A 14,251-nucleotide genomic window follows, 5' to 3' on the forward strand; every position below is an offset into this window, starting at 1 on the left:
ATGCTTCCTTTTCCGATAAAAGAAGCATGACATCACTGATCGAAAGTAGCTCCGGTAAGTCGTCCCGCTTCCCTGTAAAGATGACGTCTTCCAGAAGCCCGTGCTCTTTAACCAAGTCAAATATTGGTTTCCATTCAGGTCCTTCACCGACTAACAGGAGCTTTGCGTTTTCCTGTCGGCGTATCAACCGGAAGCTTTCAACAATATCTGGGATTCGCTTTACTTCTCTGAAGTTCGAAATATGGATAAGCACCTTGTCCTCTTTACCGATTCCAAGTTCCTCTTTTAGTCCAGGTGCATCTACCTGCTTGTATTTCTCTTCATCTATGAAATTATAAATTGTGATTATTTCACTCGTTGGCTGAATCAGTTCCAGCGTCTCCTGCCGCAATGACGCGGATACGGCTGTTGTCACATTGGATTTGTCGATGCCGTAGCGCACCGTATTACGCAGAGCAGGATCATGGCCAAGTACAGTTACGTCTGTGCCATGCAATGTTGTAATGACGCCGATATCCGAATTCGCCATATCCTTTGCTAGTGCAGCTGAAATCGCATGAGGCACCGCATAGTGCACGTGTAAAAGGTCCAGCTGTTCCGACTCGATTACTTGCGCAATCCGATTGGCAAGGGCAATGTCGTATGGTGGATACTTGAATACGGCGTAACCATCTATTTTTACTTCATGGAACTGGATATTCGGATGAATATCAAGCAATCTGAATGGCTTGCTCGAAGTAATATAATGCAATTCATGGCCTCGTTCCGCCATTTTCAAACCTAGCTCTGTTGCTACGACACCCGATCCACCAAGTGATGGATAACAGATGACTCCCACTTTTAATTTTCTCAAATGACAACACCCCTCTCAAAAGCAGCTGGAACGCTTGCTTTAGTCTAAAATCTCTTCTAAGCCATAAATTAAGCCGGTACTGCCGGCCACATGCCGGATGGCCATAATAATTCCCGGCATGAAACTATTCCGGTCAAATGAATCATGTCGAATGGTAAGCAATTCGCCTTCACCGCCAAGTAAAACTTGCTGATGAGCAAGCAGTCCAGGCAGCCGAACGCTATGGATTTTCATGCCTTCCACATCTCCGCCTCTTGCACCTGCCAAGTGCTCCTGTTCTTCCGGATGTCCCTGGATATGGCTTGGTCTGATGCTTTTTATCATGTTCGCTGTTTTTACCGCAGTTCCGGATGGCGCGTCCAATTTACGGTCATGATGCATTTCAATGATCTCAATATCACCTAAGTATCGCGCCGCTTGTGCGGCAAATTTCATCATCAAGACCGCGCCGATTGAAAAGTTAGGAGCGATGATGGCGCCAACGCCAGTTTCATTAACCAGCTCAGAAATGGAGTGAAGTTCCTCCTCACTTAAACCAGAGGTTCCAACTACGGGATGGATGCCAAGTGAAATAGCTTCTTTGACATTAGTAAAGACGGCGTCAGGATCCGTTACATCTAACAACACATCCGGTTGAACATCCTTTGCCAATTCTGCTAAAGAAGTATATATTGGAATTCCGGCCGGGCCATCTCCAATGGTAGCTCCATTGATGTATTTCCCACCATGTTTATAATCCAATGCCGCAACTACCTCCGCATCCATTGCTTCCTCAATCGCTTTTCTAGCTGTAGTTCCCATTCTTCCTCTCGCACCTGCGATTGCTACTTTGATTGTCAATCCAATTCCTCCTTCTTTGTCCAACGGTCCGCATCTCGATGTTTAAATTTATTTAAAACAGTTGTTAGTGAATCTTCCAGATCAATCCCTTGTGCGTTAGCAAAGCAGATGAGGACAAACAACAGATCGCCCGTCTCTTCAGCCAGAGATTTTACGGCTTCCGTCCCTTTTTTCTTTTTCATGCCATACACATGCTGCACTTCCCTGGAAAGTTCGCCTAATTCCTCTGACAGGCGTGCCAACAATTCCATTGGCGGAAAGTAACCTTCCTTGAAACCGCTTATGTATTGATCTACTTCATCCTGTAATTGTTTCATCGTTTTCAATTGTTCCATTTGCGTCTACTCCCTCCATTTGATATCGTATTCATTCAGGGGACTGTTGTCAAAATTCGAGGAATCATTGATAATAATATCGATAGTATTCAAAAGGAAAGGCGGGACAAGGGTTGTTGGCCGGCATAAAACTAAAAAATATCATTTTCATCATCCTCGGAGCTGCCATATTCAGCTTTGGACTGGTTCATTTCAACATTCAACATGAGTTGGCCGAGGGAGGATTTACGGGTATAACCCTCATTTTGCTCTTTGCATTTAAATGGGATCCCGCCATCATGAACCTCGTTTTGAACATTCCGATGTTCCTGCTCGGTTGGAAGCTGCTCGGCCGTCGATCTTTTATTTATACGGTGATTGGCACGGTGTCTGTCTCAGTATTTCTTAAGGTCTTTATGAAATATCAGTATGACATTCACCTGGAAGGAGATATGTTCCTTGTCGCCCTGTTTGCCGGTGTTTTTATCGGCATTGGCCTCGGTATCATCTTCCGTTTTGGCGGCACGACCGGTGGGGTGGATATCATCGCCCGGCTCGGCCATAAATACAGAGGATGGAGTATGGGACGCACGATGTTCATGTTTGACGCGGGTGTCATCCTTCTATCATGGATCGTTTATCTGGACCATCGTTCGGTCATGTACACACTCGTCGCTCTCTTTGTCGGGGCACGTGTAATCGATTTTGTACAGGAAGGTGCCTACGCAGCGCGGGGAGCTTTTATCATTTCAGATCATCAGGATGCCATTGCCACTAAAATCGCTGTCGATATGGAAAGAGGTGTCACGGTCTTTAGAGGATATGGGCATTTCACAAAGTCCGACCGTGAAATTTTATATTGTGTAATCGGAAAAAATGAATTGATGCGTTTGAAAAATATCGTCAACTCTGTCGATCCTCATGCATTTGTTTCCGTAACGGAAGTCCATGATGTATTAGGGGAAGGATTTACACTCGACGATCAGAAGCAACCATTGGAAAAGTAGTCAAAAAAAACCGTCTTTACGATTCGTAAGGACGGTTTTTCTGCGATTAATCGTTCCGGTTCGTGAAAATCAACACTAGACGGAGCAATTCAAGCACAGCTACTGCAGTTGCCGCAACATATGTCATCGCCGCTGCACTTAGCACTTTCTTAGCATGCGGTTCTTCTTCATTCCGAATAATGCCCAGTTCAACGATTTGATTCATCGCACGGCTGGAAGCATTGAACTCAACCGGCAATGTGACGATTTGAAACAGCACACCGACAGCCATCAAAAGAATCCCGATACCTAGTAAAGAGTTTAAGCTCCCTACAAACAAACCGATCATGATGAAAATCCAGGACGCATTTGATGTAATATTAGCGACCGGTGCCAACCGATGGCGGAATCGAAGGAATGCATACGCTTCCTTGTCCTGGATCGCATGGCCAACTTCGTGGGCTGCTACAGCAGTTCCCGCTACAGAAGCGTCACGATAGTTTTGTGGAGAAAGTGCGACAATTTTAGTGATCGGGTTGTAATGATCACTTAGGAATCCTTGGCTTTCAACCACTTTTACGTCATGTAGACCATTATGATCCAGTATCATGCGTGCCACTTCCGCTCCCGTCATACCGGAAGTTGAACGGATTCTTGCATATTTATTATACGTACTTTTCACTTTGAACTGAGCATAAAGCGGCAGCAAAATGATGATGCCCAGATAAACCAAAAACATCTTCGTTCCCTCCCCTTTCTCTATACTACTATTTTATATGGCACAAAGGCGGTCCGCAACTATTACGTCTATCCATTTACAAGGTTGGTTCTTTTCTTCCAAACATAATATGCTATGGATATACAGCCAATGGACAACCAAAAGGTGAAGTAGCCGATTCGGTCCATATGACGCATTAAATCGTGATAAATCGGCATTTGCTCGAAAACATAGTCGATGACATCATTATGCAATGTCCAAATAGCCGCAATCACCACATGCTTAAATTGAAAGCGATAAAACGGGATATAGAGGATTGCCTGCAGCGCCATGGCAGAGTGGGATACAACCAACATCCAGCCTGCCCAACCAATTGATCCGGTTTCGACTAAAGTCAGTAAATTCATTACGACAGCCCAAACTCCATATTTCACAAGCGTAATTAATGCCAGCGCTTCAATCAGTTTAAAATTTTTGCCGATCAGCCAAGCAAAAAGAGCAATGCAAAAGAACAAGCTGGCGGTTGGACTATCGGGCACGAAGATCCAAAAGATCGGCTTTGTTATTTCCAGCTGCCACATGTACCAGTCGTATCCGTAGACCGTCCCAAGTATATTGACGAAAAGCAAAATCCATAAAAACGATCTATTTGACAATATGAGCCACAGCATATCTTTAAGCGTAGTCAATGACATCTCTCCAAACCGTCATTCTATGTATATAGAGCAATTGTTTACGCGATCCTGCTCATTTAATCAACATCAGATAATAAAAAAAGAGTCAGTTTCCTGACTCTTTTAAATTATTCTTTGTTTAAGCCTTCGATGAATTCAGCAAGGACTTTCAAGTCTTCATCAGATCCTGTCCATTGTCCTGCAGGCATGGTTTTAATACCATTGTGAGCAATGTCAGCAATCTCATCAGCAGTTAAGCCCGTATTGACCAACGAAGGACCAACGCCACCTTGGAACGCATCCCCGTGACAACCAATACACGACGATCCCGCATAAATTTGGTATCCTTCGGAGTTCTCGTCAAATTCAACCTCTTCTACGATCGCACCTTGTGCTTTCGCTTTTTCCCAGTCATGGTTCACAACGGATTCCCAAGTCAAATAGAAAATAGCTGCGAAAGCTAGAAGCATGAATCCAGTAGGAAGCGGACGCTTGAACGGACGACGCTCTTTTGAAGTATCCATAAATGGAACTAACATCAATGCTCCAACTGCAAGACCTGGTATGATAATAGCTCCGATAACGTTGTATGGTCCGGAAGCAAATTCATACTTCAGTAACTGGTACATGAATAGGAAATACCAGTCAGGAACAGGGATGTACGTTGTATCCGTCGGATCGGCTTGACGCTCAAGCGGAGACGGATGGGCAACCGTTACAATAAGATATCCGATAAGGAAAACAGCTCCAACCATCCACTCCTTCAAAAGGAAGTTTGGCCAGAAAGCTTCTGTTTTACCAGGATATTCTGAGTAGTCTTTTGGGACATTGGGTTTCCGATTTGCAGAAATCCGGGAATCCCCAACAAATTTCATACCTTTTCCGCGATGCATTTTGTCCCCTCCTTATTCTAAATATAAGACAAACAACATCTAAATCTTATAGTGGTCCAGAAATACCTTGTCTTCTGATCATGATAAAGTGCGCCGCAAGCAACCCAAGCAAAGCAGCTGGCAAGAAGAATACATGAATCGCGAAGAAACGTGTCAAAGTTTGTGCACCTAGGATTGTTGAATCACCCGCAAGCAGGATCTTGATCTGCTCCCCAATGAATGGCACGGATGCTGCGATTTCGATACCTACTTTAGTAGCGAATAACGCTTTCATATCCCATGGCAATAAGTAACCTGTGAAACCAAGACCTAACATGACGACGAAAATAAGCACGCCGACAATCCAGTTAAGTTCACGAGGTTTCTTATAAGAACCTGTAAAGAATACACGCAGCGTATGTAGGAACATCATAACGATAACAAGCGACGCTCCCCAGTGGTGCATCCCACGCACAATTTCACCGAATGCAACTTCATTTTGAAGGTAGTAGACGGATTTCCATGCATTTTCGATATCCGGAGTGTAGTACATTGTAAGGAACATACCGGATAAGATCTGAATGACCGTTACGAAAAATGTCAAACCTCCGAAACAATAAATGAATGCAGAAAAATGATGTGCAGGGTTTACGTGCTCAGGTACTTCATGGTCAGCAATATCACGCCATATAGGGGTGATATCCAACCGTTCATCAACCCAATCATAAATTTTATTTAGCACTTCGGTCGTACCCCCTTACATTTTAAACTAATGTGTTTGGAACAGTTTTTCCAAGATAAACGAAGCCATCCACTTCTTGGACTTGAAATTCATCAAGCGGACCTAGCGGTGGAGTTCCAGCTACGTTCTTTCCATTTTTCTCGTAACGTCCAGCGTGGCAAGGGCAGAAGAATTCGTTCTTATGATTGTCCCCTTCCCAGTTCACTGTGCATCCAAGATGCTTACAGACAGGAGAAAGCGCGATGACTGTATCGCCTTCTTTATAGACCCAAGCGGTATTCGAGACGTCGGATTTGTACCATGCATCTTTCCGATCTTTGATCGTGAAATCCACACGTACTGGCACATCAGTCAATTCATCCACTTTTTGCGAGGTTGCAATAAAATCCCCGTCAGTTTTCGCTTGCAATACCGGATCGATCGCAAAGCGGACCATCGGCATCACTGCTGCCGAAACCATGAATCCACCGACGCCCATCAAGGAATAGCTTAGGAATTGGCGTCTTGACACTTTGCTGCTCATCAGTTTCCCTCCTCTAACTCCAAAATCAGTCCAACGGACATACTATTGCTAATTGTAATACTAGGACATATCTATGATATATCAATATTGCCGTAAATTCAATCATGCATTCGACAGGAAAAACAGTTTGTGAACAAATGATGAATTTTGAAAAATGGCAAGACTGAAATGTCATCAAACAATCAATAACGCAATTCTACAACTGCTTGAAATTCAAGTTGAATTCACTTTTTTCAAGCATATCACAACTTGATCGGAAAACGTTAAGCAGAAGCCCATTTTTCAGTGAACTTCGGCAAAACTTGCCGCAATTGGTCCTCCAAGATCGTTTGGCGAAGCTGGACATCCATACTTTCCAGAGGAATCGAAGGCAGCCAGATGACTTGTCCATTGTCATCAGAAGAAACCCATGCAGGATCGGTTGTCAGAAAGAATATATGTTTAAATGGCGACTCCTTAAAAGAATTCAGTAACTCAGTCTTCAATTCAGAAATGCCTGTCGATGCGGTATAGGAAAACGGAGGGGCGAACATCATCCGTCCCTTAAATTGAGTCTCAATCATAGAAGACAGTAGCATGGTGAACTCTGCAGCGGATGCACTCATCTTCATCTTTTCCAATGCCGGTTCGACCTTAATCAGAGGAATAACAAGTGTATCGATGTATTCTTTTTGAAGCAAATATGTATCCATATCTTTTCCGGTCCAATTCATAGACTATCTCTCCCTCATATCAATCGTTCATGCCCATCATAACATGTACAGGATATTACCGTCCTTCACTAAGTATCCAAGGATTGCTAATGGTTCCATCAAGTCAAATGACCCCATCAGTGGATGGGGTCATTATTGTTTGGAAGTTTTCATTTCATTCAACATAGAAGAAAGGACGAGGAAACGTTCCCGGTCGTTCTCATCGAGTGCTTCATCCACTCTTCTCATTAACATTTCCAATGACATGGTTGCAGCGCTTTCTTCCAGGAGCTGTTCCGCAATTTTACGGTCTCGTTCACTGACCTGCAAATCATCAGGAAGGTACGGGTTCTCTTCCCGCACCATCGCATATTGAGGGCACGCATGACTGTTTGGAAAGTTTAATTGAATATACATTTTTTCTTCCGGATGGAGACGTAAATCATGAAACGACTTCTCGGCATCGGCCGTCATCAAGTTCCCTTTATAGAAACGAAACGGAATACTTTCTGAATTGGTCGTGGAGATCACCATTGCTCTTGGACAATAATGTGCTTCATCCGTAAAGTGGACGTTTTGAAGAAGCTGTTCATGGCTTAGAAGATAATTCAAAATCCAAACACATTCCCGGCGCTTTAATTTGTAGCGCTTTAGAAACCACCGTACAAAATCCTTTTTGGCAGCGACAGGAATCATGGCTGTCATATCACACCTCCTCGTCATTTGACAATTCAAGAAATGCGTCCCATTCATCATGGTGTTCGATTGCTACTAGTTGCTTTACTATTTCGATGGCTTCGCTCCGTTTTCCTTCTTCTAAAAGGAAATGTGCGTACCGATCAAGAAAAATCGGATCATCCTTCATTCCAACATATGCCTCACTATAAGATACGTATGCATCATCGAATTGTTCCACCCGCTCCAAAGCATATGCTTTAAAAGCTGTTAACATCGGCAGATCCATTTGTGCTTCATCCGTTTCGGCCAATAGTGAAAGAAGTTCTTCATCTTTTTCTTGTTCATTGAATAACGAGGCTAATGCGATAAGCGCATCGATATATTCCGGGTCTAACGCTAAAGCTTCACTCAGGTGCTCTTCCGCTTCATCAGTCTTCCCAAGTTTTAAGGCGGATTTTCCTGCTGCCAATCTCAGTTCTTTATCATATTCATCTCTAGTGATACCACGTACAAATAATTCATACGCCTTCTGGTCGTCACCTAACCTGGCAAAAGATTGGCCCGCCAGCATATAGGCAGAGAAATAGTCTGGATCGAGATCAAGTAATTGTTCCATCAATTGAGTGGACCTCTTTGGCTGATCTGCTTGGAAATAAGCAAAGGCAGCTCCGAATAGATCATCAGGTGCCGATGATTCTTTTAGCAGCTGTTCATAAAAAGGAATCGCTTCTTCATATGCAGCACCGGCACTATAGGTTTCAGCCAATCTGGAAATGATTCTGATTCCTCCGATATCGTTAATCCCTTCGTCATTCAGTCCTGAATAAAGGGATGCCGCCTCGACATATTTACCGGCGTCCAATAATAATTCAGCGTAGGCAAAACGAAGCACCGGTTCCTCTGGCATAAGGGCTAATGCTTCTTTCACTTTCATTACCGCCGCTTCGGACATGCCAGACATTTGATAGTAATCCGCTAGAGACAATAAGGCTTGGACATATACATCTTCTTCAGGAGTGATGGAAGTTAAAAGTAACAAGGCCTCATCTTCCTCTCCCATTTCCAAGAGTGTTTCTGCCCGGTCGATTTTCAATTGCCCTTCTTCCGGCATCAGTTGAAGCAATTCTTCGTATAATGTATCAGCTAATTCCACATATCCATAGTCCATCATCATCCCAGCCAAATCATAGAGACTTTCCGGTTCTTCGGTTCCTTGCTGAAACTTATAGATTTTCTGTTCAATCTGCAGCCGCAGATCTTCTAGATTTCCCTCTCTGGCTGCCTGCAATAAATTCTCTAACTGACCCATATTTTCACCTGTTCTTTCACTTTGTATACATGCGGAACATCGCACTTTTTAGGAACGGCCGGTCAATCGGTATAAGTCATCAAAGAAGTTTGGATAAGAGACCGCGATGCAAGAAGGATCCTCTATTTGAACCGGTCCATCCGAAACAAGAGCAGCAATAGCCGACATCATGCCAATGCGGTGATCGCCATAGGATTGAAGTGTTGCCCCAGACAACTTGCTCGGTCCTGTAATGATCATGCCATCTTCCGTTTCCTCGACTGTTGCTCCTAGCTTCTTCAGTTCGGAGGTGACAGCTGCAATCCGATCCGTTTCTTTTACACGCAATTCTTCTGCATCTTTGATAATTGTCTTGCCAGTTGCCTGTGTTGCCATTAAAGCAATAATCGGCAATTCATCGATTAATCGAGGAATCATGTCTCCTCCAATTTCTGTGCCATGAAGTTTGGCGCTTTTCACAGTGACCGTTCCGTACGGTTCACCATTTTCCCCTTTTTGGTCAACAATTTCAACTGTCACGCCCATCTCTCTCATCACATCTATCATTCCTGTACGGGATGGATTTAAACCGACGTTGATGAAGGATATCTCACTTTCCGGCACAATCGCAGCCGCCGCCATGAAAAATGCGGCAGATGAAATATCTCCAGGAACGATAACATCACAGCTTTTCAATGCTTGCTGGCCTTTTAAACAGATTTCATTGTCATTCGTTTCAATCTCCGCCCCAAACTGGCGGAGCATCCGTTCTGTATGATCCCGTGAACCTGTCTTTTCTATTACGGATGTTTCCCCTTCAGCTTGCAGCGCTCCAAATAAAATCCCTGACTTCACTTGAGCGCTAGCAATTGGCATTTCATACTGAATGCTGTTTAACTGCTGGCCTATAATGGTTAAAGGTAAATAATTCGCGTCTCCTTCACCGGTAATGCTTGCCCCCATTTTTTCGAGGGGTGCAATAACTCTTTTCATCGGACGCTTTGACAAATAGGCATCCCCCGTTAAAGTCGACTGCACCTTTGATCCAGCCAATATTCCAAGCATAAGACGGGCCGTCGTTCCTGAATTCCCTGCATAGAGCGGAACGTCCGGTGTTTTCCAGCCGTCAATGCCTGGGCTGTCGATGGAGACCTGGTCCCCTTCCCTTTCGATCGTTACCCCTAATTTACGGAAAATATCAATTGTGCAAAGACAATCTTCCCCTGGGAGAAAACCAGAGATTGTTGTTTTGCCAGCTGCAATTGACCCTAACATAACAGCACGATGGGAAATCGATTTATCTCCCGGTACCTTCAGCTCTCCACGTAATGTTGGATTCGTGAACTTCACTGTTTTCGTCTCCATTATGACGACCCCTCTTCTTAAATGATATGCATACTATAATCTGTTGCTTTTGATAGAACTTGTCTCGCTTTCTTTCGATCTTCCGCCGTTTGGAAACTGACGACTAATATACCGTACACATCCGTCCGGGTCTCGACAATCCGAATATTCGTCAAACTGATCCGCTCGTCTGCAAGGATTTTTGTGATCTCCGAAATCACACCTGGATGATCAGGCACATCGATATGCAGATCGAACGGCATGTATAGGGCACCTTGAACGGCACCTTCTTTTGTAGAAGGCAAATGATCCCGATACTGTTTTGCTTCTGCAAAAAAATCAAAAATTTTATCGGGTTCGTTTGAAGCAAGCATGGACCGGACTTCTTCCATTTCTTTCATCCAGCCATCAAGCTGATTCAAAAGCTCGTCTCTGTTCTGTATCGTGATATCTCTCCACATAATTGGATCTGCGGAGGCAATTCTCGTTAAATCCCTGAAGCCGCCTGCTGCCAAGTTTTTCACAAAAGGCTGTCCTGCTTCCTGTTTTGCAAGCAATCCAACCATCGAAGATGCAACAATATGAGGGAAATGACTGACAATAGCCGTCATCCGATCATGCTGTTCCGCTTCGAGAACAACGACTTTTCCTTTGGTCGATGCTAAGAGATCCTTTAAGGAATCCACTTTGGTTGAATCCGTTGTCTTACCCGGAGTCAGTATATAATAAGCATTTTCAAATAAATGCGGTTTCGCTGCACTTACTCCACTTTTATGCGATCCTGCCATCGGGTGCCCGCCGATGACTACAATGCCTCTACCCTCTAATTCTTTTGCCGCTTCCATGATCGGAAATTTTGTGCTTCCTGTATCGGTAATGATGGCATTTTCTTTAAATGTCCAATCTACCGCTTCCTTCATCATGGAAACAGTAGTATTTACTGGCGTTGCGAAAAAGACAAAATCCGCTTGTTCGCAAGCGGACTCGGCTGATGGAGCGATCATATCAATAATACCTCGACGATAGGCTTCATCTGCGGTTTTATACGAACGGTCGAATCCAGTAATATAAATATCCGGATTCCTTTTCAAGGCCAATCCCAGTGATCCTCCGATCAGCCCTAAACCAATAATTGCAACGTTACGCTTCATTAGAACCACCTTTTTTCAGGAGCTCGTCGAATGCCTCAAAAAACCCGTCATTTTGCTGTTCGGTGCCAATCGTCACCCTAATATATCCAGGCGTGCCAAGTGCATTGCCACTCCGCACAATATACCCTTGCCGCAAAAGGAATTCGGATGCTTCATCTGCATCTCCCGGCACTTGCATTAACACGAAGTTGGTTTGGGAATCAAACATGTGAAGTCCATGTTGTTCTGCAAATTTTGCAAAGCGGTTCCTCTGTTGATCATTTAGTGATCTGCATTTATTAATAAATTCTTCATCCAGGACCGCCACCTCAGCTACTGCTACTGCAAGTGAGTTATTGTTGAATGGGTTCCTCACTTTATTTAACGGTGTTACAATAGCCGGATCTGCGATTCCATAACCCAGACGCATGGAAGCCAGCCCATATGCTTTTGAAAAAGTGCGCAGCACAATAATATTTTTAAATTGCGCTAGCAGTGAGATCGAATCGACATGTTGCTCATCTGTAATATATTCAAAGTAGGCTTCATCCAAAACGACGAGCACATCTTCCGGCACTTTCTTCAAGAAACCTTCAATTTTGTCAGCAGGCATTAGATTTCCTGTCGGATTGTTTGGATTACAAATCCAGATGACAGCCGTGTCCTTCGTTACAGCCTCCAAAAAAGCATCCAAATCATGTGAGCCATCTTGTAACGGAATTTCGGTTATGGCCGCTCCTTCGATTTTCGCGTTATGCGCATACTGAGGAAAAGTCGGTGTTGCCATAATCGTATGTTTACCCTTATCCAATAAAGCTCTACAAATAATTGTTATGATTTCATCCGAACCATTTCCGAAAAGAATGGACTCTTCTGATACACCATGTTTTTCCGCCAACGTCTTACGAAGACGGCTGGAATGGCCGTCAGGATAGATTTCATATTGAAGCGGATTTTGGTCTAAGTAATCCAAAACTTGCTGAGACGTGCCATAAGGGTTTTCATTGGACGCCAGTTTCACAATATTGGTCAGTCCATACGCACGTTTCACTTCATCAATCGATCTTCCCGGTTTATACGGTCTCATCTCTTCCAATACGGTTTTCCACTTCATATGTATCCCTCCAGTTAATTCGGCTGTAAATCCGGACGAAGCTTAATTGCATCATTATGATAAATATGCCGGATTTCTTTTTGAGGTGTTTCTAAATTGACATGCATTAATATTCTGATACATTGTGGCATAGAGCCTGGCACGTCCATTTCATGCGTACACATTACAGGGACGTATTTCCATCCATCAATGGATCGTATCGCCTTTGCCGGGAATACGGATTTAATATCTGGCGTCGTGGAAACAATGACGGATACAATGTCTTCCGGTGGGAACTGATTCGCATTCGCCATTTCTAGAGCAAGGGCTTCTGTCTCTTTCAATATCGCATCTATATCATCGCAATGAACTGTTGTCGCTCCTCTGACTCCTCTAACTGTCATTCCTGCCTGCCTCCGTTCTATTTTTTAACTCTTCAAATACCGATTCGCATTCTTCTGCTGTAACAGGTTTTACATACGGATTGCCGATGTCCTGCAGTAAGACAAAATTCAACTGGCCGTAGGTTGCTTTTTTATCTTTCGCCATATAGTCCATGAAATGTGTAAAAGGATGCTGATGGATTGGTTCGAACGTGTACCCATTGCGTTGTGCAAATTCGATTAGACGATCCGCTATGCCAGCTGGCTGTAGTCCATGACGCTCGCTAAGGATCAGACTGTACGCCATCCCAATCATGACACATTCACCGTGGCTGAGCCCGCCGAAGCCGCAAACTGCCTCCACGCCATGGCCAAATGTATGACCGAAGTTCAAAAACTTTCTCGTTGAATGCTCAAACTGGTCTTCTTCCACAATGTTTGCTTTCACTTCGATTCCTTTCAGCAATTCTACAGATAGCCATTCTGCAGAAGGGGAAATAAACTGTTGGTTGTTCAGAAGCTCTTCCGACCATGAAACATCGGAAATGAGTGCGTGCTTGAGCAATTCCGCCATGCCCGAACGGATTTCCCTTGCAGGCAATGTTTGCAAAATCGGTGTGTGGAATAAGACGGCTGCCGGCTGGTGGAATGACCCAACCATGTTCTTCCCTTCCGGCATATTAATGGCCGTCTTTCCGCCAACCGCACTGTCATGCGCCAAAATGGTTGTTGGACATTGGATATAAGCAATGCCACGCATGAAAGTGGCAGCGACAAAACCTGTCAAATCCCCACAAGCCCCTCCGCCAAAAGCAATTAGCAAAGAATTCCGGGTAAAGCGATGTTGGAGCAAAAAGCTATGACAATCAAGAAAGACAGCCGGCGTCTTACTTGCCTCCCCTGCCGGAACAATCTTGACAACGGGGGCCACACCTAATGATTGAATGGAGGTTGTTAATTTCTCCAAGTGAAGGTCCGCCACTTTTTCATCTGCAATGATGCCGATCTGATCAGCTTTTTTCAGTTGATCGGCATATGTCGTACCTAATAGATCATAGGCTTGCTCACTAATATGGACGTCATATAGATGTCCAGGAATTTTAACTGTTAATTTCGCCATA

17 protein-coding genes are annotated in these 14,251 nt (G+C 44.1%); 1 reads left to right on the top strand and 16 read right to left on the bottom strand.

All coding sequences use genetic code 11. The features are described from left to right. From bshA to NCCP2222_RS07040, 3 genes are all read right to left on the bottom strand, one after another. A partial coding sequence (gene bshA, locus NCCP2222_RS07030) for an N-acetyl-alpha-D-glucosaminyl L-malate synthase BshA (RefSeq protein ID WP_248510994.1) occupies nucleotides 1–853 on the bottom strand: 853 nt, incomplete at its 3' end. A 39-nt stretch (nucleotides 854–892) separates the two neighbouring features. Further along, complete coding sequence (gene dapB, locus NCCP2222_RS07035; protein ID WP_282570675.1) at nucleotides 893–1,693, bottom strand: 4-hydroxy-tetrahydrodipicolinate reductase; 801 nt, start codon at nucleotides 1,691–1,693, stop codon at nucleotides 893–895. Then, on the bottom strand, nucleotides 1,690–2,028 hold the full coding sequence (locus NCCP2222_RS07040; RefSeq protein WP_248510996.1) for a nucleotide pyrophosphohydrolase: 339 nt from the start codon (nucleotides 2,026–2,028) through the stop codon (nucleotides 1,690–1,692). The genes dapB and NCCP2222_RS07040 overlap by 4 nt, the downstream gene beginning before the upstream one ends. A gap of 113 nt (nucleotides 2,029–2,141) precedes the next feature. On the opposite strand from NCCP2222_RS07040, the gene NCCP2222_RS07045 reads away from it, so the two are divergent. Continuing rightward, on the top strand, nucleotides 2,142–3,014 hold the full coding sequence (locus NCCP2222_RS07045) for a YitT family protein (protein WP_248511006.1): 873 nt from the start codon (nucleotides 2,142–2,144) through the stop codon (nucleotides 3,012–3,014). A 46-nt stretch (nucleotides 3,015–3,060) separates the two neighbouring features. Here the strand turns inward: NCCP2222_RS07045 and NCCP2222_RS07050 are convergent, their stop codons facing one another. The 13 genes from NCCP2222_RS07050 to aroB form a co-directional block, all read right to left on the bottom strand. Continuing rightward, nucleotides 3,061–3,732 (bottom strand): zinc metallopeptidase, encoded by a 672-nt coding sequence (locus NCCP2222_RS07050; protein ID WP_248511007.1) that lies wholly within the window; start codon nucleotides 3,730–3,732, stop codon nucleotides 3,061–3,063. 68 nt (nucleotides 3,733–3,800) lie between these two features. Then, nucleotides 3,801–4,406, bottom strand: a complete 606-nt coding sequence (gene lhaT, locus NCCP2222_RS07055; protein ID WP_248511008.1) for a lipoprotein heptaprenylglyceryl N-acetyltransferase LhaT — start codon at nucleotides 4,404–4,406, stop codon at nucleotides 3,801–3,803. A gap of 107 nt (nucleotides 4,407–4,513) precedes the next feature. Next, nucleotides 4,514–5,278, bottom strand: coding sequence for a menaquinol-cytochrome c reductase cytochrome b/c subunit (locus NCCP2222_RS07060; RefSeq protein ID WP_248511013.1), 765 nt, complete (start codon nucleotides 5,276–5,278; stop codon nucleotides 4,514–4,516). Nucleotides 5,279–5,324: 46 nt separating this feature from the next. Next, nucleotides 5,325–5,999 carry a menaquinol-cytochrome c reductase cytochrome b subunit gene (gene qcrB / locus NCCP2222_RS07065; RefSeq protein WP_184206442.1) on the bottom strand — a complete coding sequence of 225 codons (675 nt, stop codon included), beginning with the start codon at nucleotides 5,997–5,999 and terminating at the stop codon, nucleotides 5,325–5,327. A 22-nt stretch (nucleotides 6,000–6,021) separates the two neighbouring features. Then, a complete protein-coding gene (locus NCCP2222_RS07070) occupies nucleotides 6,022–6,525 on the bottom strand; it encodes a QcrA and Rieske domain-containing protein (RefSeq protein ID WP_282570690.1) in 504 nt (167 codons plus the stop codon). A gap of 260 nt (nucleotides 6,526–6,785) precedes the next feature. After that, a complete protein-coding gene (locus NCCP2222_RS07075; protein ID WP_248511019.1) occupies nucleotides 6,786–7,235 on the bottom strand; it encodes a YpiF family protein in 450 nt (149 codons plus the stop codon). Between the two features lie 132 nt (nucleotides 7,236–7,367). Next, a complete protein-coding gene (locus NCCP2222_RS07080; protein WP_248511021.1) occupies nucleotides 7,368–7,919 on the bottom strand; it encodes a ReoY family proteolytic degradation factor in 552 nt (183 codons plus the stop codon). Between the two features lies 1 nt (nucleotide 7,920). After that, nucleotides 7,921–9,201 (bottom strand): tetratricopeptide repeat protein, encoded by a 1,281-nt coding sequence (locus NCCP2222_RS07085; protein ID WP_248511024.1) that lies wholly within the window; start codon nucleotides 9,199–9,201, stop codon nucleotides 7,921–7,923. A gap of 48 nt (nucleotides 9,202–9,249) precedes the next feature. Continuing rightward, on the bottom strand, nucleotides 9,250–10,545 hold the full coding sequence (aroA, locus tag NCCP2222_RS07090; RefSeq protein ID WP_248511034.1) for a 3-phosphoshikimate 1-carboxyvinyltransferase: 1,296 nt from the start codon (nucleotides 10,543–10,545) through the stop codon (nucleotides 9,250–9,252). Nucleotides 10,546–10,562: 17 nt separating this feature from the next. Continuing rightward, on the bottom strand, nucleotides 10,563–11,675 hold the full coding sequence (locus tag NCCP2222_RS07095) for a prephenate dehydrogenase (protein WP_248511036.1): 1,113 nt from the start codon (nucleotides 11,673–11,675) through the stop codon (nucleotides 10,563–10,565). Then, nucleotides 11,665–12,768, bottom strand: coding sequence for a histidinol-phosphate transaminase (hisC, locus tag NCCP2222_RS07100; RefSeq protein WP_248511038.1), 1,104 nt, complete (start codon nucleotides 12,766–12,768; stop codon nucleotides 11,665–11,667). Before hisC ends, NCCP2222_RS07095 begins: the two co-directional genes overlap by 11 nt. 14 nt (nucleotides 12,769–12,782) lie before the next feature. Next, nucleotides 12,783–13,151 (bottom strand): chorismate mutase, encoded by a 369-nt coding sequence (gene aroH / locus NCCP2222_RS07105; protein WP_248511040.1) that lies wholly within the window; start codon nucleotides 13,149–13,151, stop codon nucleotides 12,783–12,785. After that, on the bottom strand, nucleotides 13,141–14,250 hold the full coding sequence (gene aroB, locus NCCP2222_RS07110; RefSeq protein WP_248511041.1) for a 3-dehydroquinate synthase: 1,110 nt from the start codon (nucleotides 14,248–14,250) through the stop codon (nucleotides 13,141–13,143). The genes aroH and aroB overlap by 11 nt, the downstream gene beginning before the upstream one ends. Between the last annotated feature and the right edge of the window lies 1 nt (nucleotide 14,251).

It is taken from the genome of Sporosarcina sp. NCCP-2222, assembly GCF_023168145.1.
GTDB lineage: Bacteria > Bacillota > Bacilli > Bacillales_A > Planococcaceae > Sporosarcina.

Bases quoted from the DNA above. Each gene is read 5' to 3' on its own strand.
- NCCP2222_RS07095 (WP_248511036.1), bottom strand. From the start codon at position 11,675: ATGAAGCGTAACGTTGCAATTATTGGTTTAGGGCTGATCGGAGGATCA.
- NCCP2222_RS07085 (WP_248511024.1), bottom strand. From the start codon at position 9,201: ATGGGTCAGTTAGAGAATTTATTGCAGGCAGCCAGAGAGGGAAATCTA.
- aroH (WP_248511040.1), bottom strand. From the start codon at position 13,151: ATGACAGTTAGAGGAGTCAGAGGAGCGACAACAGTTCATTGCGATGAT.
- hisC (WP_248511038.1), bottom strand. From the start codon at position 12,768: ATGAAGTGGAAAACCGTATTGGAAGAGATGAGACCGTATAAACCGGGA.
- aroA (WP_248511034.1), bottom strand. From the start codon at position 10,545: ATGGAGACGAAAACAGTGAAGTTCACGAATCCAACATTACGTGGAGAG.
- aroB (WP_248511041.1), bottom strand. From the start codon at position 14,250: ATGGCGAAATTAACAGTTAAAATTCCTGGACATCTATATGACGTCCAT.
- lhaT (WP_248511008.1), bottom strand. From the start codon at position 4,406: ATGTCATTGACTACGCTTAAAGATATGCTGTGGCTCATATTGTCAAAT.
- NCCP2222_RS07050 (WP_248511007.1), bottom strand. From the start codon at position 3,732: ATGTTTTTGGTTTATCTGGGCATCATCATTTTGCTGCCGCTTTATGCT.
- NCCP2222_RS07080 (WP_248511021.1), bottom strand. From the start codon at position 7,919: ATGACAGCCATGATTCCTGTCGCTGCCAAAAAGGATTTTGTACGGTGG.
- NCCP2222_RS07060 (WP_248511013.1), bottom strand. From the start codon at position 5,278: ATGCATCGCGGAAAAGGTATGAAATTTGTTGGGGATTCCCGGATTTCT.
- NCCP2222_RS07040 (WP_248510996.1), bottom strand. From the start codon at position 2,028: ATGGAACAATTGAAAACGATGAAACAATTACAGGATGAAGTAGATCAA.
- NCCP2222_RS07075 (WP_248511019.1), bottom strand. From the start codon at position 7,235: ATGAATTGGACCGGAAAAGATATGGATACATATTTGCTTCAAAAAGAA.